Here is a 19,806-nt window from a genome sequence, read left to right on the forward strand (position 1 = left end):
ATGCCCCGGCGTGTCGCGGGCGCGGGCCGCTGCTGCGGACCCGACGTCGTGCACGAAGCTGTCGGTCACCGGCCGCTGCGCAGACGCCGGGCGAGCACCGCGTCGATCGCGAGGCCGAGCCCGACCGCCAGTGCGACAGAGGCGACGACGGCGACCACCGGGCCGCCGGGAAGGATCGCGGCCACCACCGCGCCGATCAGCGCCTGGTACGCCGACCACGCAAGGGCCGCGAGCCCCGCGATCGTCAGGAAACGCGGTGCGGTGACTCCGGTCGCGCCCGCGGTGAGGTTGACGGCGAGCCGCGCGAACGGGATGAACCGCGCGGTGAAGAGCACGAGCGCGGCGCGCCGCTCGAGCCGTGCGCGCGCCCAGGCGAACGCGGTGCGCACGCGGGGCGTCCGCATCCAGCGCCACCGTTCGAGTCCCACGGTCCGCCCGATGACGTAGCACGCGGCGTCGCCGGTGACCGCCGCCACCGCGGCGACGACGATCACGGCTCCGACGGCGGGCTCACCCTGCGACACCGCCAGCGCGCCCATGGCCGTCACCGCGGCCTCGCCCGGGATCACCACGAGGAACGCGTCGCCCACCACGAGCACGAAGAGCAGCGGCAGCGCCCACGGACTCCGCGCGACCTCGGCCAGCAGTTCCTCGACCACCCCTCCTTGGTAGCCGCCCGCGGTGAACGGCGACGGAACGGGGCACGTCCGGTGACCTGCCGCGGTGCATCGGGTGAACACTTGCGCGCAGGCGCCGGTTCGCGGCTTCCGTCCGTGTCTGCGCCGTCACCCTGGAGGCGTGAGAGTCGCACTGCTCGCCGAATCGTTCCTGCCCCACATGAACGGGGTGACGGGGTCGGTGCTCCACGTGCTGCGCCATCTCGCGGCCGAAGGCCACGAGACGCTCGTCATCGCGCCGCGCGCCGGAGAGATCACCACCGACCTCCACGGCGCCCGCACGGAGCTGCTGCGGTCGACGCCGCTGCCGTCGTATCCCGAGGTGCGCATCGTCTTCGCCCGAGCCGCACGGCTGACGGCGATCCTCCGCGAGTTCCGGCCGGACGTCGTGCACCTGGCATCGCCGTTCGTCCTCGGCTGGCAGGGTCTCGCGGCGGCCGATGCGCTCCGCGTTCCCGCCGTCGCCGTGTACCAGACGGACGTCGTCGCGTACGCGCAGAAGTACGGGATGCCGCAGGCAGCAGTGCTCGTCGGCCGCCACGTCGCCCGGCTGCACCGGCGGGCGACCCTCACTCTGGCTCCGTCGACGGCATCCCTGCAGCAGCTCGAGGCCCTCGGCGTGGATCGGCTGCGGCGATGGGGGCGCGGGGTCGACACCGCCCGCTTCGGGCCGGAGCGGTGCAGCGACGCATGGCGCGCGCGTGTCGCGCCGGGCAGGACCATCGTCGGGTACGTCGGTCGTCTCGCGCCCGAGAAGCAGGTCGAAGACCTCGCGGCGCTCGCCGGTCTCGACGGCACGCGACTCGTGATCGTCGGCGACGGCCCGGCGCGGCCGGCGCTCGAGCGAGCGCTGCCCGATGCGGTGTTCACGGGCCACCTCAGCGGCGGCGCGCTCGCCGAGGCGCTGGCCGGCTTCGACGTGTTCGTGCACCCGGGCGAGAGCGAGACGTTCGGCCAGACGATCCAGGAGGCGCTCGCCAGCGGCGTCCCGGTGGTGGCGACCGGCACCGGGGGACCGGTCGACCTGGTGCGCTCGAGCGTGGACGGCTGGCTCTACCGCCCTGGCGATCTTCGCGACCTGCGGGCACGGGTCGCCGACCTCGCGGGAGACCCGGGCAAGCGCCGTGCCTTCGCGGTCGCGGCACGGGAGTCGGTGCGGGACCGTTCGTGGGATGCCCTGTGCCGTCAACTCGTCAGTCACTACGAGGACGCACGGATGCTGCGCCCCATCGACGACGCGCAGCGCCGGCGAGCCGGCATCCGTCCGTCCACGCCCACGGTCGCGGCTGACGCACCACCGCGCTGGACGCGGTACGTGGCGCTCGGCGACTCGCTCACCGAGGGGCTCTGCGACACGTCGCGGATGCCGGTGGGACAGTACCGGGGATGGGCGGACCGGCTGGCGCAGCTGCTCGCGCACGAGGCATCCGGCCGTGAGCCGTTCCGCTACGCGAACCTCGCCGTCCGCAGTCGCCGTGTGAGCCACCTGACCGCCGAGCAGCTTCCGCAGGCGCTGGCCCTGCGGCCCGATCTCGTGTCGATCCTCATGGGGGCCAACGACCTCGTCGGCCGGCGTGTCGACATCACCCGGCTCGCCGCCGAGGTCGAGGCAGCCGTCCGCGCGCTGCGAGACGCCGGCGTCGACGTGCTCCTCGTCACGCCGTTCCTCCCGCGCCGCCGCGCGGCGGTGGTGTTCGAGCGCAGGTTCGCCGCCTTCGCCTCGGAGCTCCGGCGCATCGCCGCCGCGACGGGAGCCATGCTGCTCGACCTCGACGCGATGCCGGCGATCGGAGACCTCGACCTCTGGGCGTCCGATCGGGTGCACCTGCGCTCGCGGGGGCACCGCTTTCTGGGCTATCGCGCCGCCGAGGTGCTGGGCGTCCGCGACGCCGAGGCACTCGGCGGACTGGATGCCGCCCTGCACGCCGACGACGACCCCGTGGCGCACGGAACCTGGCTCAGCAGGGACGTGCTCCCGTGGGCCTGGCGGCGCCTGCGCGGACGCACGGCGGGTGACGGCATCGCACCGAAGCACACCGGCTACGTCGTCATCGGCGGCCGCGGCGACGTGCGCGCGCCGACCCGGGCATAGCGCCGTCCGTCCTTCGAGGGGAGCCGGCCCGTCCCGACGGTGCGCCTCACGCCTCGTCGCGCCAGGCGTATTCCGACTCGGGTCGTCCGGGAGCGCCGTAGCGCGGTGAACGGCGGAGGCGCCCGGCCTCGACGAGATGCTCGAGGTACCGGCGCGCGGCGACCCGCGACATCCCGAGCCGTGCGGCGCATTCCACGGCCGACACGGGGCCGTACGCGCGGACGTCCGCGGTCACCTTCGCCAGGGTCTCGGGCGAGAGGCCCTTGGGCAGCGCCACCGGGACCGAGGGACGGAAGGCGCCGAGCAGCGCATCGATCTCGGATTGGGTCGGTGTCCCGGCCGCCTCCGCCGCGCGCTCCCGGTAACCGCGGTACTGCTCGAGCCGTTCCCTGAAGACGCTGAACGGGAAGGGCTTCACGAGGTACTGGAAGACGCCGAGGCTCACCATCTGCCGCACGACGTCGGCATCGCGCACCCCCGTGACGGCGATGACGTCGACGTCGGACGCCCGTGCGCGGAGGTGCCGGAGCACGTCGAGGCCTGAGCCGTCGGGCATCGTGACGTCGAGCAGGACGAGGTCGATCTGGCCCGGCCGTTCCAGGATCGCGGCGACCGCGGCCCTCGCCCCGCTGCACTCGGCCACCACGCGGAAACCTTCCAGCCTCTCGACGTACGTGCGATGCAGTTCGAGCGTCAGTGCCTCGTCATCGACGAGCAGCACGCCGATCACGGTCGCCTCGCGGGGAGGAGGACTGTGAACGTCGTCGGGGCGAAGGCGATCGAGACGACGCCGCCCGCATCCCGAACGATCGAGCGTACGAGGCTGAGCCCGACGCCGCGTCCGTCGGCTCCCGCCGGCTTCGTCGAGAACCCGTGCTCGAAAACGCGCTCGAGGAGCTCATCCGGGATGCCGGACCCGCTGTCCGACACGACGATCCGAAGCACGTCGGGCTCGGCCGGCTCGAGCGCGACGCGCACCCAGCGCGGCGGCTCACCCGCCGTCGCGGCATCCAGGGCGTTGTCGATCAGGTTGCCGACCACCGAGACCGCGTCCACGGGGGAGAGCACGCTGCGCGGTGCGGCGGGATCGATCTCGGCGCTCCACTGCACGCCGTGCTCGCGCGCCTGTGCGGCCTTGCCCAGCAGCAGCGCGCCCACGGTCGGATCGCCGTCACGCCGTGCGGCGACCTGGTCGACCAGGGCCTGACTCTGCCGCGACGTCTCGGTGAGGATGTCGATGGCCTCGCGCGTGCGGCCGAGCTCGAGCAGTGACACTGCCGTGTGCATGCGGTTGCCGTGCTCGTGGGTCTGCGCGCGGAGCGCCTCGCCCAGGGTGCGGACGGACTCGTACGATGCGACGGCATCGCGGATGCTGCCGGCGGGCAGGTCACCGGCGAGCCGGCGTGTCGTGCGCCTGGCGATGAGCGCCCCGGCGAGACCGGCGACGAGCACCGCCAGCGCGATCACGACGATGAACGGCAATCGGGGAACGAGATCCGACGCGATGCTGCCCACCGTGCGGCCCACCGACACCCAGCCGACGAGCTCACCGTCGGTCTCGATCGGCACGATCGTCCGCACCGACGGACCCAGTGTCCCCGTGAACTCCTCGGTCAGCGGCGTCCGCTCCACGGGGATCGTGCCGAGGTAGGCCCGCCCGATCTCGCCAGGATCGCGATGGGCGACGCGGATGCCGTCCGGCGTCATGATCGTGACGAAGTCCACGCCGGCATCCGTCATGATGTCGTGGGCGAGCGGCTGCAGGCTGACGGTCGGCTCGTCATCGCCGAGCGCGGCGGCGACGGACGGCGTCACGGCGATCGAGGTCGCCACGCCGCGGGTCACCTCCTCGGCCTCGACGCGCGCGGACCGCTGCGCGTCGAGCACGAGGAGCACGGCGAGCACCACCACCAGGATCGCCACCGCGGCGGCCACGGCGAAGAAGACGAGCGAGGCGGCGCTCGCTCGGCGGGCGTCTGCGCGCATGCGACCTCCTCGTTGCGGTGCTGGCTCCATCCTCCCCGGTCGAGGGTGAGTCCGGGCCGGGCGTCCTGCGACCAATACGACCACAACTCGCCCGCTGTCGAGGCGGCGCGCACTCTGAGGACACGGCCGACCCGATCGGGTTCGGCATGGACAACGGCTGTTCACCTCAGGAGGCGATGATGGCTCTTTCGACCCGGACGACTTCGTTCACCCTTCCCGGCTTCAACTGGCGCCGCGGCAAGCAGGCATGGGACAAGCACACCTGGCTCTACCTGGCGGTGATCCTCGCGGTCGTGCTGGGCGCCGCCGTGGGGCTCATCTGGCCGGACGTCGGCGTCGCGCTCAAGCCGCTCGGCGAGGCGTTCGTGGGCCTCATCAAGATGATGATCGCCCCGATCATCTTCTGCACGATCGTCGTGGGCGTCGGCTCGATCGCCAAAGCGGCGACCGTGGGGAAGATCGGCGGGCTGGCGCTGCTGTACTTCATGGTGATGTCGACGTTCGCGCTCGCCATCGGCCTCGTCGTCGGCAACCTGCTCCATCCGGGCGAGGGCCTCAACATGGCGAATTCGACCTATGAGGCGACCGCGGAGGCCAAGACGACCCAGGAGTTCATCCTCGGGATCATCCCGACCACGTTCTTCTCGGCCTTCACCGGCGAGAGCGTGCTGCAGGTGCTCTTCATCGCCCTGCTCGTCGGCTTCGCGCTCCAGCAGATGGGCGAGAAGGGCCAGCCGATCATGAACGCGGTCAAGCACCTGCAGGCGCTGGTGTTCCGCATCCTCGGCATGATCCTGTGGCTCGCCCCGGTCGGTGCCTTCGGCGCCATCGCCGCGGTCGTCGGCAACACCGGGATCGCCGCGATCTGGGCGCTCGGCGCTCTCATGATCGCGTTCTACATCACCTGCCTCGTGTTCATCGTCGGCGTGCTCGGCACGCTCCTGTACGCCGTCACACGCGTCAACATCTTCAGCCTCGTGAAGTACCTGGCACGCGAGTACCTCCTGATCGTGGGCACGTCGTCGTCCGAGTCGGCGCTGCCGCGCCTGATCGCCAAGATGGAGCACCTCGGCGTCTCCAAGCCGGTTGTGGGCATCACTGTGCCGACCGGATATTCGTTCAACCTCGACGGGACGGCGATCTATCTCACGATGGCCTCGCTGTTCATCGCGAGCGGCATGGGCGCGCCGATGTCGATCGGCGAGCAGATCGGACTGCTGGTCTTCATGATCATCGCGTCGAAGGGCGCGGCGGGCGTCACCGGCGCCGGACTGGCCACGCTGGCCGGGGGCCTCCAGGCCTACCGCCCCGACCTCGTCAACGGCGTGGGGGTCATCGTGGGCATCGACCGCTTCATGTCCGAGGGCCGGGCGCTGACGAACTTCACGGGCAATGCCGTCGCGACGTTGCTGATCGGATCGTGGACCAAGGAGTTCGACGCGGGGCGCGCCCGCCGGGTTCTCGCGGGCGACCTCCCGTTCGATGAGAACACGCTGTCGGGCACCGATCACGACGGCATGTCGGCGGCGCCCGATGCCGTCGGCGTCCAGGGACTCGAGGAGGCCGCCGTCGCCGAGGCCGACGCCAAGCAGCGGCGTGCGCGCGAGCGCGAGGCTCAGTTCACCGGCTGACCGGCCACGTCTGCGTCCCGTCGCCCCGGCGTCGGGGCGCAGACGCGTCGGCGGCGGGGTAGGATGGGGGTGATAGGCGAACTCTCATTCGTCTCGCCCCGGCTGTGTGGTAACGGTCGGGGCTTCCTTTTTGCCCTCGCACTGTGCGAGCGCGTCGCCGACAACGTGGACGTCGTCATGCCCGGCCATGGCCCAGTGGACAGGGAAGAAGAACGCGGGCAGGCCGGCGCTTACGCGTCGGTGTCGATCTCGCCGGACTCGATCGCCGACTCCCGCTCCTCGAGATCGAGCTCGTCGACCTGCTCCTCGACGGACTCCATCGGATCGAGCGTCGCGGGAGGCAGCTCGAACTCGGCGTCGTCGTCGAGCGGGACGTCGCGGTCGTCGTCGGGGATCCGCTCACGGAAGTCGCTCATGGTCGCCTTCGACCGTCAGCCGCTCTTGCGGCGGAACTCGCGCTTCGTCACGGCCCCGTGGGTCCCGTGGATCGAGGAGTCGCCGTCGAGGTGCGATTCTCCTTCGCGGTGCTGCGCGTTCTTCTTGTCGAGTGCTTCCTTGAACTTGCGCTTCATCTCATCGGACGCCGCGCCCGCCGGCTTCTCGTCGGTGCTCATGACTCCCACCCTACGCACGCCCGACGACGATGTCATGCGGTGGTTCCCGGTGGTGCCACCGGCAGTGGGGCCGGGAGGGGCACCACTGATAGGATCGGACAGGCTGCCCTCGGGCATCCGCTCAATTCAACATGAGCTCACGGAGCAGGCCGGCAGCTAGCTGGTCCCCTGTGGTGGTCTCCTCGTCGCGTCGGCGCCGGGTGGATTTCTACTGGTGGCCAGTGCTGGCGCGAATCGCGGCACAGCCGCGCGCCGAGATCTGCCTGTTCCTGCTCCTTCGCACAAGCTCGTGCGCGAAACGCGCGTGCGAGCCTAAACAAAGAAGGAGAGACCTCTTGGAAGGTCCTGAAATCACCGCCGCTGAAGCCGTTCTCGACAACGGCCGCTTCGGCACCCGCACCGTCCGGTTCGAGACCGGGCGACTCGCGCAGCAGGCACAGGGTGCCGTCGCCGCGTACCTCGATGAGGAGACGATGCTCCTCTCGGCCACCAGCGCCGGCAAGCACCCGCGCGAAGGCTTCGACTTCTTCCCGCTGACCGTCGACGTCGAAGAGCGCTCGTACGCCGCCGGCAAGATCCCCGGCTCGTTCTTCCGTCGCGAAGGTCGTCCCTCGACCGAGGCGATCCTCGTCTGCCGTCTCATCGACCGCCCGCTGCGTCCGTCGTTCGTCGACGGCCTCCGCAACGAGGTGCAGATCGTCGTGACCGTGCTCTCGATCGCACCCGGCGAGTTCTACGACGCGCTCGCGATCAACGCGGCCTCGCTGTCGACGCAGATCTCGGGTCTGCCGTTCTCCGGCCCGATCGCCGGTGTGCGCCTCGCGCTGATCCCCGGCCACGGTGACAACGCCGATCAGTGGATCGCGTTCCCGACCGTCTCGCAGCTCGAGGAGGCCGTCTTCGACCTCATCGTCGCCGGTCGCGTCATCACCGACGCCGACGGCAACGAGGATGTCGCGATCATGATGGTCGAGGCCGAGGCCACCGAGGGTTCGTGGAACCTCATCAAGGCCGGCGCCGTCAAGCCGAACGAGCAGGTCGTGGCCGAAGGCCTCGAGGCCTCGAAGCCCTTCATCAAGCAGCTCGTGGCCGCGCAGAACGTCGTCGCGAACACCGCGGCGAAGGAGATCAAGGAATTCCCGGTCTTCCTGCCGTACAGCCAGCAGACCTACGACTTCGTCGCCCACCGCGCCTACGACAAGCTCGTCCCGATCTACCAGATCGCCGACAAGCAGGACCGTCAGAACGCCGACGACGAGCTGAAGGATGCCGTCAAGGCAGAGCTGCTCGCCGCCGTCGAGTCGGGTGAGCTGCCGTCCGTCGCGACGCTCGAGTTCTCGGCCGCGTACAAGTCGGTCACCAAGACGATCGTCCGCGGTCGGATCCTCGCCGAGGGCGTCCGCATGGACGGCCGCGGCCTGGCCGACATCCGTCCGCTCGACGCCGAGGTGCAGGTCATCCCGCGCGTCCACGGCTCGGCGATCTTCCAGCGCGGCGAGACCCAGATCCTGGGTGTCACCACGCTGAACATGCTCAAGATGGAGCAGCAGATCGACTCGCTGTCGCCGGTCACGCACAAGCGCTACATGCACCACTACAACTTCCCGCCCTACTCGACCGGTGAGACCGGCCGTGTGGGTTCGCCGAAGCGTCGCGAGATCGGGCACGGCTTCCTCGCCGAGCGCGCGCTCGTGCCGGTGCTGCCCAGCCGCGAGGAGTTCCCCTACGCGATCCGTCAGGTGTCCGAGGCTCTCGGCTCCAACGGCTCGACGTCGATGGGCTCGGTCTGCGCGTCCACGCTGTCGCTGCTGAATGCGGGTGTGCCGCTGCGCGCCCCCGTCGCCGGCATCGCGATGGGTCTCGTGTCGGACGAGGTGGACGGACAGACGCGCTACGCCGCACTGACCGACATCCTCGGCGCCGAGGACGCCCTCGGTGACATGGACTTCAAGGTCGCCGGCACGAGCGAGTTCGTCACCGCGATCCAGCTCGACACGAAGCTCGACGGCATCCCGTCGTCGGTGCTGACCGCCGCGCTGCAGCAGGCTCGCGAGGCCCGCCTCACCATCCTCGGCGTGCTCAACGCGGCGATCGACGGTCCTGATGAGATGGCGCCCACCGCGCCCCGCGTCATCAGCGTCCAGATCCCCGTCGACAAGATCGGCGAGCTGATCGGCCCGAAGGGCAAGACGATCAACGCCATCCAGGACGAGACCGGCGCGCAGATCTCCATCGAGGAGGACGGCACCGTCTACATCGGCGCGACCGACGGCCCGTCGGCCGAGGCCGCCCGCGCCCAGGTCAACGCGATCGCCAACCCCACCAACCCGGAGGTCGGCGAGCAGTTCCTCGGAACGGTCGTGAAGATCGCGACGTTCGGCGCGTTCATCTCGCTCCTGCCCGGCAAGGACGGCCTGCTGCACGTCAGCGAGGTCCGCAAGCTCGCCGGCGGCAAGCGCGTCGAGAACGTCGAAGACGTGCTCGGCGTCGGTCAGAAGCTCCTCGTGAAGATCACGAAGATCGACGACCGCGGCAAGCTCTCGCTCGAGCCCGTGCTCGAAGAGGCTGCGGACCAGGAGGGTCGCGCCGCGGCCAGCGAGGGCCCGGAGGCTCCCGCCGAAGGCTGAAAGTTCCCGCCCCACGGCTCTTCCGCCGGCTGAATCCGTTCAGCAAGGTCGAGACCGAAGGCTCACGGATGCCCGCCCCTCACCGAGGGGCGGGCATTCGTCGTCCGGTCGGCGAAACGCCCCGACTTGTCCCCCGAATGGGGGACAAAACCGCGAGGTTCAGCGGTTCGTGATCAAAGCGTTATGTAATGTTTATCGACAGTTCGCCTCAGTGACCGGAGTGCTGTCCGGACTGTCCTAGCCTGTGAGTACGCGCCGGGGGGCGCGTGGACAGTGATCACGAAGCCCCGCGGGGAATCGTGGGGGGTGGCACATGGCGTACTTCGGCGTTGACTCGACGCTCCCGCCGGCGAGCCCCGATGCCGCCGTCGCCGCGCCCCAGGCTCCCACGGTGCCGGGCCAGCACCCGTCTGCGCCGATCCCGGTGCAGGGTCCCGCCGTCGGCAGCAGCATCCGTGTCGCGCTCGGCGAGAGCGGGGCCGACGTGTTCCCGCTGATCCTCGGCGGCGCCGAGTTCGGGTGGAACGTCGACCTCGAGTCGAGCCACGCGATCCTCGATGCCTACGCCGAACTGGGCGGCAACGCCGTTCACACCGCCGACAGCTACTCGAGCGGCCGGAGCGAGCACATCATCGGCCAGTGGCTGCAGTCGCGCGGGCTGCGCGACGACATCGTGCTCGCGGTGCGAGTGGGCGGCCACGCCGACAATCCCGGCCTCGGTCCGGTCAATCTCGTGCGCGCGGTCGAGGCGTCGCTGACACGGCTGCACACTGACCGGATCGACGTGCTCTACCTCGACGCGACGACAGACCCGGGCTCATCGCTCGAAGACACCCTGGCCACCGCCGAGTGGCTCGTGGGGGCCGGCAAGGTCCGAGCGATCGGCGTGATCGGCTACAGCGCCGCGCAGCTGGTCGAGGCGCGGATCTTCGCGTCGGCGGGCTATCCGCGCATCACCGTGCTCGACGTCCCCTTCAACGTGCTGCGCCGGCATGAGTTCGACGCCGACCTGCGCCTCGTCGCGGGTGCGCAGGGGATGGCGGTGACGCCGTCGCATGCGCTCGAGCACGGGTTCCTCGCGGGCCGGCAGCGTTCCCGGCTCCGCGGCGCCCTGTCGGTGCGCGGCGCCCAGCTGGCGGCGAATCTCAACCGTCGCGGCAACCGCACGCTGCGCGCGCTCGACGCCGTCGGCGCCGAGCTCGGCGTGCCCGACGCGGCCGTCGCCCTGGCATGGCTGCTCGCGCAGAAGCTCGTCGTCGCACCGATCGTGAACGCGTACGCTCCGCAGCACGTCGAAGAGCTCGTGCAGGGTGTCGGGGTTCGCCTCAGCCGCAGTCAGCTGTCCGACATCGCTCGCGCATCGGAATAGGACCCCGGCGCACGCACCTCGGCCGACGCGCCCGTCCACCACAGCTCATGGGCGGCGGCGACGCGGTGTCGTAGTGTGGAGGAGGTGCCTTTCCCCCGGGCACGTGACCCCGACGGAGTGAGCTGCGTGACGCACTACATCTATCTCGTGCGGCACGGCGAACATCAGGACGCGCAGCACGGACTGGTCGACGGACCGCTGTCGCCGCGCGGACGCCGGCAGGCGGCCCTGCTCGCCGACCGGCTGTCGGGAGTGCCGTTCGACGCGGTGTGGCACTCGCCGCTCGAGCGGGCGAGCCAGACCGCACGCGCCGTCGCCGAGCGGATGCCGTCACTCTCGCCTGAGCCGTCGGCGCTGCTCTTCGACTGCGTGCCCACCGGCATGACCGACGCGACCCCGGCGGCTTTCGAGCCGTTCTTCGGCTCGGTGACGGAGGCCGAGGTCGAGGCCGGTCGAGCGCAGATGTCGGATGCGACGAGCGAGTTCCTCGCGCGAAAGCGCGGCGACGTGCACGAGCTGCTCATCACCCACAACTTCGTGATCGCGTGGTTCGTGCGAGAGGTGCTGCAGGCTCCGGAGTGGCGCTGGATGACGCTGAACCAGGCGCACTGCGGCCTGAGCGTGATCGCCCAGAAGCAGGGCCGACCGTGGACGCTGCTGTCCCACAACGACATGGGCCATCTGCCGGTCGAACTGCGCACCGGCCTCCCTGAGGTCTACCCGGTCTGACGCGCGCGGTGGCTCAGAGCGCCTTGCCGTACCAGCGGGAGGCGTTCGCATCTGTTAGATTCCGTACCCATGGGGACACATGAGGTTCGAGCGGCGCTGTATCTGCGCATCTCGAAAGACGATGCGCAGACAGGACTAGCGGTCGAGCGTCAGCGCGAGGAATGTATGCGGGTCATCGAGCGCGAGGGATTCGAGCTTGTCGAGACGTACGCGGACAACGGAGTATCGGCGTACTCGCGGAACGTGAAGAGGCCAGCGTTCGACAGGATGACCGGGGACTACGAAGCGGGCAGGTTCGATGTCGTCGTGTGTTGGGACATGGACAGGTTTAGCCGTCAGCCGATCCAGCTTGAGCACTGGATCGAGCTAGGGGAGACGCGCGGACTGCGCATCCTCACGCCGACTGAGACAACGGACCTAGGCACCGACAACGGACGCATGTTCGCCCGCATGAAGGCGACTATCGCCCGTGCAGAGGTTGAGCGGAAGAGCGCCCGTCAGAAAGCCCAGACCGCTCAAGCCAAAGCCAACGGCACATTCAGAGGCCGGATCGGCTACGACGATTCCGACGTGATCCGGCGCATCTTCGCCAGCCTGCTGGGCGGCACAGGTCCCTATCAGATCGCGAAGACGCTCAACGCTGAAGGGCGAACCACAGTCCCCGGCAATCCGTGGTCAGGGCAGGCTGTGCGCCGCGTAGCGATGTCAGGGCGGCACCGGGGGAGCCTCATCCCAGAATCAGACTTCGACGCCGTACAGGCGATTCTGAAGCGTGGTCAGCGCGTCGGCGCGAAGGCTAAGGGACGGTACTCCGGGGTCGCGCGGTGCGTCACCTGCGATGCGGCGATGACGGCATCCGGGGATCGGTACGTCTGTTCGTGGGCGACAAATCATCCGGGGGAGCACGGGCACATGACAGTGCCCCGGAAAGCTATGGATGCCGTCATCGATGCCGCGCTCACGGATGCTCTCGTGGGCGGTGCGTTCCTGCTGGATGAGGACCCCGCGAGCGCCAATCTGGCGAGCGTGCAGGCGCAACTAGCCCGCGTGATCCGTGACAAGGAAGAGACCACGGAGAACCGACGCAAGTACAACTTGCCGTGGTCGGCGGTCGCGCCGGACCTTGACCGGCTGGACCGGGAAGAGAAGAGACTGACCGCTCAGCGGGATCGGATTCTCGCCCAGTCCACGCACGCGGCGATCCTGGCGGGCATCGTGAGCGACACGCTCGGGGATGACGGCGTGCGACTGCTCACGATGCCGCCCAGTGAGGCGACGGGGACGATTCTCATGCGCGTGCACCTGCTGGACGCGGACAAGCGCCGAGACCTGGCGCGCGGCCTGCTGGATGTTCGTATCGTCGCCGGTCGGGGAGCGGAGCGCGTGAAGGCTAAGCGCCGGAAGGAAGCGAAGAGCGCCGACACGGTGACAACTACAGCCGGGCTTACGACACGCGGATAGCTGAGAGCTTGCCGCGAGAATTTTCCACAGCCCAAACCCAGAAATTACTGCTCAGGGCAAAGAAATTGTCAGGAGCGATCACTTCGTGGCCATATGTGGACATCGGGGTTACACGGGCGTAGTTATCCACAGGCCTACCCACATGGTGCGACCCTGCAATGTCCGACAGGTCATCTATCGTCGTAATCGCAGGCATGAGAAAAGACCCCGGCTCACTGACAAGGGCGAAACACGGGGCCTATCTCAACTGAAGTCAGCCGTGACGGCTGGCGGGCGACCTTTGCCAACAGCGGTGCGCGCTGGCGGCAGGGCCACTGAACCCCCTGGGAGCGCCAACTCTCGGGGGGTTCTGTTTTGTTGTGCGTGATCCGCTGTGGATCACGGTAACCCTAGGTTACGACATTGCCTAGGTGGGTGGCTGTAGTGATCGGCGGTCCCCCCTGCCAGGGGTTCATCGTCAAGGAGGGCCGCGCCGACCACAACAACCAGTGGGCCGACATCATGCCGCAGTGCTTCAAGTACTACGGCGAGATGATCGAGTTCTACTTGAGAACGTCCCCGGCATAGCCGACATCCTCAAGCGGCGTAGACACTCACCTAGCCTTCGATGTCGGATCGCACTCATACTCTGGTTGCGTGTCGGAAACTGTCGCGGTCGCGCTCATCACTGGTGGCTTCACCCTCGTATCCGGCATCATCGCCGTTGCGCTGACCCATCGGTACTCGAAGGCGCAGGCAGATGCCACGCGCCGGGAGGATCGTAGGCGCGATGCGCGTGCCCTGATCGCGTCCCTTGTAGAGGCGGGCACGCAGTGGGCGTCCATGAACGAAACCCTCGTCCCCTCCTACTACAAGGCGGCGACTGACAAGGCTTTCTGGTTGGAGTGGCCGGACACTGATTCCGGAAAGGCTCTTCGCGAGCACGCCCTCACCATTGGGAGGACCGCCGGGGAGCTTCGTCTCATCCTCAGCGATGATGTGCTCTTGGACCGCATCTCAGCGGCGCAGGCTCTCATGACAGACGGCAGTGCGATGCAAGCCCTCCTCGATGAGGGCAGACGTACGAACGGGGGTACCTGGGAGGGCGATGTCATGGTGAACGCCTTCGCGTATCACCGACGCGTCGGGAACGCATTCCGTGCCGTGGAGTCTCGTGCCGCTGAACTCCTCAGAGGAACGCTCTAGTAGGCGCTGTACGGCTTCAGAGCGTCGCGATCACCCGGTAGAGGGTGGCGGGAGAGATGTCCACCATGCGCGCGATGTCGGCGCGACTGTGGTCCCCGGACGCCACAAGCTTCTTGATCGTCGCGAGCTTCTTTGCATCCACCACGGACGGACGCCCGCCGATTTTGCCCTTTGCCTTCGCGGCCTGGAGTCCCGCGCGGGTGCGCTCTGCGATGGTGTCGCGCTCAAGCTGGGCGAATGCGGCCATGATCGTGAGCATCGCCTGTCCCATCGGGCCTGACGTGTCGATCTGCTCCGTCAGGCTACGGAACGTAGCTCCCTTGTCCGTGATGGTCTTCACGGCTTCCAGGACGTTCATCGTGTTGCGTCCGATCCTGTCGAACTTCCAAACGATGACCTCATCGCCCTCTTCGAGTCGATCAATCAGCCGGTCCCAGTCCGGACGGGATGCCAGCGTGCCGCTTACGCCTTCGTCAGCGTAGACGCGCTTGATCCCGTCGATCTTGGCGATTGCATCTCGCTGAAGGTCGGCGTTCTGATCCTTGGTGCTGGTGCGGATGTAGGCGTAGCGGCTCATGTCTCAATACTCTCAAAACCCATCTGTCTTAACAAGAGGTTGTGAGAGCTATTTTTGAGATAGTGAGTTGGACCTAGTCGCGGGTATCAGCACGCTCTCACCCGACCATCGTTTTTGATAGAGACATCCCCCGTCCGGGCGATGAACTAGAAGGACCGGACGGGGGATGCTTTGCCGCTCCCTGCGAGGCGGCAGTCTGATTAGCCGCTCCGAGCTTCCTCGGCGGCGATCCTGCTGAGTCGATCTACCTCGCCGCGCTCCTCGGCGGTGTAGATGTGGTGTTCACCACGGAGGAGGCGCTCCGACTCTGGATTGTCGAAAATGCCTCGGATGGCTTCCTCCGTCCAAGACTCGCCGGCAGGCGTGTAGTCCGCTTCGATAGCCCTCATGTCTGCGATGAGCGCTCGTAGCTGTGCGTTCTCGTCGGCGCTCATGGTCTTTCCCCGGCAATCCTGGCGAGCGTGTAAAGCGCGCGATTCAGCGCTTCAACATCGGAAAGGGAGAGTCGAAGCTCGCCCGCGTGGATTTCATCGAGCACATCGAGGAGGGCCAACATCGCTTCGTCAGTGCGTCTCGTCTTCGGGGTCGTGTTTTGGAAACCGCTGGCAAGATTCACGGCCAGATACTCTCTCATCTCAAAATCCTGTCGAGGTCTGGGCGATTGGGCGGAGGACCGATCCGTATTCGGCGCTCACCTCGGCAAGCGCGGCGGCACGCTCGGCAGGGTCGCTGATCTGCTGGGCATACTCGCGAGCGGCAAGACCCTGCTTATAGCGGTAGCCCTCATCGTCATCACCTACAGCGATGTCGTCAGGGCGAGTCCCCGGCAAGAACTTGATATGGCCGTAGCGGCGCGTCTGCTCCTCGGGCGTGAGGTCGAGCCAACTCTCCCCGTTGCGGTCGAGCGTTTCGGCGTACAACTCGGGCGTCACTTCAAACTCCTCACCGCGCCTCAGGACGCGGCCCGTTGCCGTGCCTCCAGACGCGGCAGGGACGCCGGGTAGCGTGAGCCCACTGGCGTTGACGTAGTAAATGCCTGTTGCGGTCATCGTGTCTTCCTCAATCTGCGCTGGAGCGCGTCTACGAGTTGGGCGAGGGCAGGATGCGCCCTCATGGTCCGCAGGAGTGAGCGAGTGCTGTCCGGGTCGCTCGTCGCGTGGTCGGCCAGCGCTTCGAGGAGAACTTGCGTCTCCTCGAATGTCTTCTCGGCGGCAGTGTCATCGATCCCGAGCCGGTCAATCACGACTGTGAGCGCTTCGGCCTCAACCTTGATTGCCCTCGCGCGAGCAACAGGCGTCGCGTTGAGTTGCTTCGTTCGGCGTCGAAGATCGCGAGCGTCATCCGCAATCTCGATGCTGCGGAGGATCACATCAGTGGTGCTCGGCTCCCCATCTACGAGCTTCGCGAGGTCGGACTTTCGAGAAATTGCGAAGCGGCTCAAGCTGGAGACAGACAGCCCTGTCCAGGTGCGAATGGACTCGTATGTTTCGCCAGCGTCTAGAGCCTCTTCGATCCGTCCGCGAAGAGCGTGCGTCTCCACAGATGATGGTCTTCCCGTCCTGCTCATACCCGTACTTCCCTTGAAATCTGTGGCGTAGTAGTGCAGAGAAGCCCAGTTTTCGACCAGCACATCGTTAAGGAGTTCCTACGAAACACGATGTGATCGACGCTCTGCACTACCCGCCATTAGTTACTATCGCACTTTCGAGAAGTGCCTCAATTCTCGGTTTGTTTCGCGAACGGAATAGGCACAGGTGTGCTTAAGCCCTAGGCGAAGAGTGCATTCATCACATCTCATTCTCATGATTTGAACGAAGATTCATTTTCATGTTCTGAGGGTTTCTATCGGGTGCTCAAGGTGGTGATAATCCCCCCTGTGATGAATCAACAAGAGGATTCATCACAAGAGGGATGCAGAGCTTCAAGTCTGGAGCCAGCACCCCGCGTCAGTAGACGCCCTACGGGTACACGTGCCTCAAATCATGTCGGTGCGTGGATGCTGGGTAGGCGGGGCAACATCCGATCTGAGGCTCAGTGAACGATGCCCCTCTAACGGACACCCTCACGAGTATTAATCGTGGCTCTTTTGATAATGCGGAAGACCTACCGCAGGCAATGCACCTGTGGCCGATTTGGGTCTGGCCGGACCTACTGGAGTTTTCTCAACAGTTTGTCTGGGACCTGGCGATGCCCGGGAGCTAGTCGGAGGGTAAAGCTTGTCAATTCCATTGTGACGACTCTGAGAGGCGGCACGGCCGGAACTAGATTAGAAAACCTGCGACATCTCTCATAAATGGCGCAGGTATGCGTGTATTCATTATCGAGAAATGAAGAATCTCCCGCGCTGAATTGGTGACAAGCCTTACCCGCGCGGGAGATGCCTCCATTGTACGCGACGCGCGACTATTCCTCGCCCGATTCTGCATCTTTGTTCATTCGCGCCTTCCTCATCTGCCCGTAGTCGCGCATTGCGGCAGTGCAAGGCTCACACCGACAGCCCCAGTTGTATGTACCGAGGATTCCGTGCCTCCGGTTTTTACCGATCCCCTCTGCGCGCTTCCGCTTTGTCCCGGCATCCGGATTGCGGGGCTTCACGTAGCGCACGCGCACCGGGCGGGGTTCAGGGAACCGCATGCCGTCCGCGTCCACGACAGAGCGCGAGAGAGGCGCTGGAGGCTTCTGCGGGGCATCCTCCTCGGCCTCCCGCGCGCGCATTGCGGCCAGGCGAGTGCTGTAGTCGGCGCTCACCGCGTCCCGCGCCGCGTCCTCTTCGGCGCGTGCTCGATACACGATGCGGCGAACTTCGGCAGGGTCGGGAGTCGCCTGGATGCGGCGGCATAGCTCGGCGCGCCGCTGTGCGGGGAGGTCGAGGGAACGGAGGGCGGCTAGGGCATCTTCATGGTTCACGTAGATACATATCGATCAAAGCGCCATAGCCTCCTGTATGCGCTGAGATTCACGCACACGTGCGCCTATGTATGCCCTGGCGGGCGCGCACTGCCGCTAGGCGAGAACCTTACGTAACCACACAGAAGCGTTGGGGTTGTCGTTGTAGGGCTCGATCGCTGCGAAGCCGGTGCGTGCGTAGAGGGCACCGGCCGCCTCGAGTGAGTGGTGCGTGTCGAGCACAAGCTCGGCCGCGCCGAACTCGCGGGCGCGCCGCTCGAGGTCTTCGACGAGCAGGCGTCCCCAGCCCCGGCCGCGTGTCGCGGGGCGGAGGTAGAGATGCTTGAGCTCGTAGCGGGTGCCGAGCGGCCCTTCCGGGATGAGACGGATGCCGCCGCAGCCCTGTGCGACCCCCTCGCCGTCGTCGAGCACGACGAACACGCCTGCGGGCGGGACGAACGCGGCGGGGTCGGGAAAGGTTGTGCGATACGTGACGCCCTGAACCGCGAATCCCTCGGTGCGGATCTGGAAGTACTCGGCCAGCAGGACGTGAGCATCGGGTGCGTCGACGGGGGAGGAGCGCAGTTTCACCACCCTTCCAGGGTAGGCGGCCGCGGGGGCGCCACCGGCCGGGAGGGGCCTACGGGACCCGCCTAGGATGGATCCATGACGACACGCGTGGCCATCGTGGGCGGCACCGGAAAGCTCGGCGCGATCATCCGCGACGTGGTCGATGCCGAACCGGGGTTCGAGGTCTCGGGTGTGCTGTCGTCGCGGTCCGAGCTGTCAGAGCTCGAGGGCGCCGACCTCGTGGTCGACGCCTCGACGCCGGCGGTGTCGATCGACGTCGTGCGTGCGGCGATCGAGCGGGGCATCAACGTGCTGGTCGGCACCTCCGGCTGGTCGTCCGAGCGCATCGCGCTCGTCCGCCCGCTCGTCGAGGCCGCCGGCACCGGCGTGGTGTTCATCCCCAACTTCTCGATCGGCTCGGTGCTCGGCTCTGCTCTAGCCGCGGCCGCGGCCCCGTTCTTCCCCTCGATCGAGATCGTCGAGGCCCACCGCGAGACCAAGATCGACTCGCCGAGCGGCACGGCCGTGCGCACGGCGGAGCTCATCGCGGCCGCACGGACATCGGTCGGGCCCGTCGAATCGCCCCACGTCGACCAGCGTGCCCGCGGTCAGCAGGTCGCGAGCGTGCCGATCCACTCGCTGCGCCGCCCGGGCGTCGTCGCCCGGCAGGAGACGATTCTCTCGGGGATGGGTGAGTCGCTCACGATCGTGCACGACACGGTGGAACCGGCCCAGGCGTATGGCCCCGGCATCCGTCTCGCCCTCGCGGCAGCGCGCGACGCCACGGGCGTGGTCGTCGGCCTCGACAGCCTGATCGACATCGGCATCGGCCGCCGCACCGCGCCGACCGAGGCTTCGCCTGTCGACGAGGGCGGAGTGCCCGGCCAGGTCGCTCGCACCACCGGCGCATGACCGCCCGCATCGGCGTCGTCATCATGGCGGCGCTGCTCGCGCTGTACATCGTGCTCGTCGGGCAGCGGGCGTGGCTGTTGATCGTGAGCGGCGATCCGATCGGCGTCACGATGGGCATCGCGCTCATCGTGCTGCCGGTCATCGCCGCGTGGGCGCTCGGCCGCGAGCTGTGGTTCGGCGTGCGGGCCCAGCAGCTCGGACGGCGGCTGGAGTCCGAGGGCGGACTGCCGGCGGACGAGGTTGCGGTGCGCCCGAGCGGGCGCGTGATGCGCGAAGACGGGGATGCCGTCTTCCCGGCGTACCGCGCCGATGCCGAAGCCCACCCCGACGACTGGCGGGCGTGGTACCGGCTGGGCCTCGCGTACGATGCGGCGGGCGATCGGCGCCGCGCACGCGAGGCGGTGCGCACCGCCATCCGTCTCGAGCCCGGCGACCGCACTCCAGGCCGCGGCTGACGCGCCGTCCACGTGCCGCCGCCGCGAGCCGCGGC

General features: G+C 67.7%; 21 protein-coding genes. 10 read left to right on the forward strand and 11 right to left on the reverse strand.

Annotated features, from left to right (window positions below; translation table 11 throughout):
• Positions 1-65: 65 nt before the first annotated feature.
• Positions 66-659 (reverse strand): VTT domain-containing protein, encoded by a 594-nt coding sequence (locus ABG085_RS06885; RefSeq protein ID WP_347978666.1) that lies wholly within the window; start codon positions 657-659, stop codon positions 66-68.
• 139 nt (positions 660-798) lie between these two features.
• On the opposite strand from ABG085_RS06885, the gene ABG085_RS06890 reads away from it, so the two are divergent.
• Positions 799-2,769, forward strand: a complete 1,971-nt coding sequence (locus ABG085_RS06890) for a glycosyltransferase (RefSeq protein WP_347978667.1) — start codon at positions 799-801, stop codon at positions 2,767-2,769.
• A 46-nt stretch (positions 2,770-2,815) separates the two neighbouring features.
• Here the strand turns inward: ABG085_RS06890 and ABG085_RS06895 are convergent, their stop codons facing one another.
• On the reverse strand, positions 2,816-3,499 hold the full coding sequence (locus ABG085_RS06895; protein WP_347978668.1) for a response regulator: 684 nt from the start codon (positions 3,497-3,499) through the stop codon (positions 2,816-2,818).
• Positions 3,496-4,755 (reverse strand): ATP-binding protein, encoded by a 1,260-nt coding sequence (locus ABG085_RS06900; RefSeq protein WP_347978669.1) that lies wholly within the window; start codon positions 4,753-4,755, stop codon positions 3,496-3,498. The genes ABG085_RS06895 and ABG085_RS06900 overlap by 4 nt, the downstream gene beginning before the upstream one ends.
• 179 nt (positions 4,756-4,934) lie before the next feature.
• On the opposite strand from ABG085_RS06900, the gene ABG085_RS06905 reads away from it, so the two are divergent.
• Positions 4,935-6,386, forward strand: a complete 1,452-nt coding sequence (locus tag ABG085_RS06905) for a cation:dicarboxylase symporter family transporter (RefSeq protein ID WP_347978670.1) — start codon at positions 4,935-4,937, stop codon at positions 6,384-6,386.
• 230 nt (positions 6,387-6,616) lie between these two features.
• Here the strand turns inward: ABG085_RS06905 and ABG085_RS06910 are convergent, their stop codons facing one another.
• Together ABG085_RS06910 and ABG085_RS06915 are read right to left on the reverse strand one after the other, a co-directional pair.
• Complete coding sequence (locus ABG085_RS06910) at positions 6,617-6,802, reverse strand: hypothetical protein (RefSeq protein WP_347978671.1); 186 nt, start codon at positions 6,800-6,802, stop codon at positions 6,617-6,619.
• Positions 6,803-6,817: 15 nt separating this feature from the next.
• Complete coding sequence (locus ABG085_RS06915) at positions 6,818-7,000, reverse strand: DUF5302 domain-containing protein (RefSeq protein ID WP_163617896.1); 183 nt, start codon at positions 6,998-7,000, stop codon at positions 6,818-6,820.
• Positions 7,001-7,335: 335 nt separating this feature from the next.
• Here ABG085_RS06915 and ABG085_RS06920 point away from each other — a divergent pair, with 335 nt between their 5' ends.
• The 6 genes from ABG085_RS06920 (at position 7,336) to ABG085_RS06945 (ending at position 14,371) form a co-directional block, all read left to right on the forward strand.
• Complete coding sequence (locus ABG085_RS06920) at positions 7,336-9,627, forward strand: polyribonucleotide nucleotidyltransferase (protein ID WP_347978672.1); 2,292 nt, start codon at positions 7,336-7,338, stop codon at positions 9,625-9,627.
• A gap of 313 nt (positions 9,628-9,940) precedes the next feature.
• The gene (locus ABG085_RS06925; protein ID WP_347978673.1) at positions 9,941-10,996 is read left to right on the forward strand and encodes an aldo/keto reductase; all 1,056 of its coding nucleotides are present in this window, start codon (positions 9,941-9,943) and stop codon (positions 10,994-10,996) included.
• A 126-nt stretch (positions 10,997-11,122) separates the two neighbouring features.
• Positions 11,123-11,725: a histidine phosphatase family protein gene (locus ABG085_RS06930; protein ID WP_347978674.1), complete on the forward strand. Its 603-nt coding sequence runs from the start codon at positions 11,123-11,125 to the stop codon at positions 11,723-11,725.
• A 69-nt stretch (positions 11,726-11,794) separates the two neighbouring features.
• Positions 11,795-13,186 (forward strand): recombinase family protein, encoded by a 1,392-nt coding sequence (locus tag ABG085_RS06935; RefSeq protein ID WP_347978675.1) that lies wholly within the window; start codon positions 11,795-11,797, stop codon positions 13,184-13,186.
• A gap of 414 nt (positions 13,187-13,600) precedes the next feature.
• Positions 13,601-13,753 carry a hypothetical protein gene (locus ABG085_RS06940; RefSeq protein ID WP_347978676.1) on the forward strand — a complete coding sequence of 51 codons (153 nt, stop codon included), beginning with the start codon at positions 13,601-13,603 and terminating at the stop codon, positions 13,751-13,753.
• 69 nt (positions 13,754-13,822) lie between these two features.
• Positions 13,823-14,371: a hypothetical protein gene (locus ABG085_RS06945; RefSeq protein WP_347978677.1), complete on the forward strand. Its 549-nt coding sequence runs from the start codon at positions 13,823-13,825 to the stop codon at positions 14,369-14,371.
• Positions 14,372-14,387: 16 nt separating this feature from the next.
• Here ABG085_RS06945 and ABG085_RS06950 read toward each other — a convergent pair whose 3' ends face one another.
• The 6 genes from ABG085_RS06950 to ABG085_RS06975 form a co-directional block, all read right to left on the reverse strand.
• The gene (locus tag ABG085_RS06950; RefSeq protein ID WP_347978678.1) at positions 14,388-14,948 is read right to left on the reverse strand and encodes a recombinase family protein; all 561 of its coding nucleotides are present in this window, start codon (positions 14,946-14,948) and stop codon (positions 14,388-14,390) included.
• A gap of 200 nt (positions 14,949-15,148) precedes the next feature.
• Complete coding sequence (locus ABG085_RS06955) at positions 15,149-15,382, reverse strand: hypothetical protein (RefSeq protein WP_347978679.1); 234 nt, start codon at positions 15,380-15,382, stop codon at positions 15,149-15,151.
• On the reverse strand, positions 15,379-15,582 hold the full coding sequence (locus ABG085_RS06960) for a hypothetical protein (RefSeq protein WP_347978680.1): 204 nt from the start codon (positions 15,580-15,582) through the stop codon (positions 15,379-15,381). Before ABG085_RS06960 ends, ABG085_RS06955 begins: the two co-directional genes overlap by 4 nt.
• A 1-nt stretch (position 15,583) precedes the next feature.
• A complete protein-coding gene (locus tag ABG085_RS06965) occupies positions 15,584-15,997 on the reverse strand; it encodes a hypothetical protein (protein ID WP_347978681.1) in 414 nt (137 codons plus the stop codon).
• Complete coding sequence (locus ABG085_RS06970) at positions 15,994-16,578, reverse strand: hypothetical protein (protein ID WP_347978682.1); 585 nt, start codon at positions 16,576-16,578, stop codon at positions 15,994-15,996. The genes ABG085_RS06965 and ABG085_RS06970 overlap by 4 nt, the downstream gene beginning before the upstream one ends.
• Positions 16,579-17,951: 1,373 nt before the next feature.
• Complete coding sequence (locus tag ABG085_RS06975) at positions 17,952-18,428, reverse strand: GNAT family N-acetyltransferase (protein WP_347978683.1); 477 nt, start codon at positions 18,426-18,428, stop codon at positions 17,952-17,954.
• 72 nt (positions 18,429-18,500) lie between these two features.
• Here ABG085_RS06975 and ABG085_RS06980 point away from each other — a divergent pair, with 72 nt between their 5' ends.
• Positions 18,501-19,316 (forward strand): dihydrodipicolinate reductase C-terminal domain-containing protein, encoded by an 816-nt coding sequence (locus ABG085_RS06980; RefSeq protein ID WP_347978684.1) that lies wholly within the window; start codon positions 18,501-18,503, stop codon positions 19,314-19,316.
• Positions 19,313-19,771, forward strand: a complete 459-nt coding sequence (locus ABG085_RS06985) for a tetratricopeptide repeat protein (protein ID WP_347978685.1) — start codon at positions 19,313-19,315, stop codon at positions 19,769-19,771. Before ABG085_RS06980 ends, ABG085_RS06985 begins: the two co-directional genes overlap by 4 nt.
• Positions 19,772-19,806 lie beyond the last annotated feature (35 nt).

The sequence above is a fragment of the Microbacterium sp. ProA8 genome, assembly GCF_039905635.1.
In the GTDB taxonomy this organism is placed as follows: domain Bacteria; phylum Actinomycetota; class Actinomycetes; order Actinomycetales; family Microbacteriaceae; genus Microbacterium; species Microbacterium chionoecetis.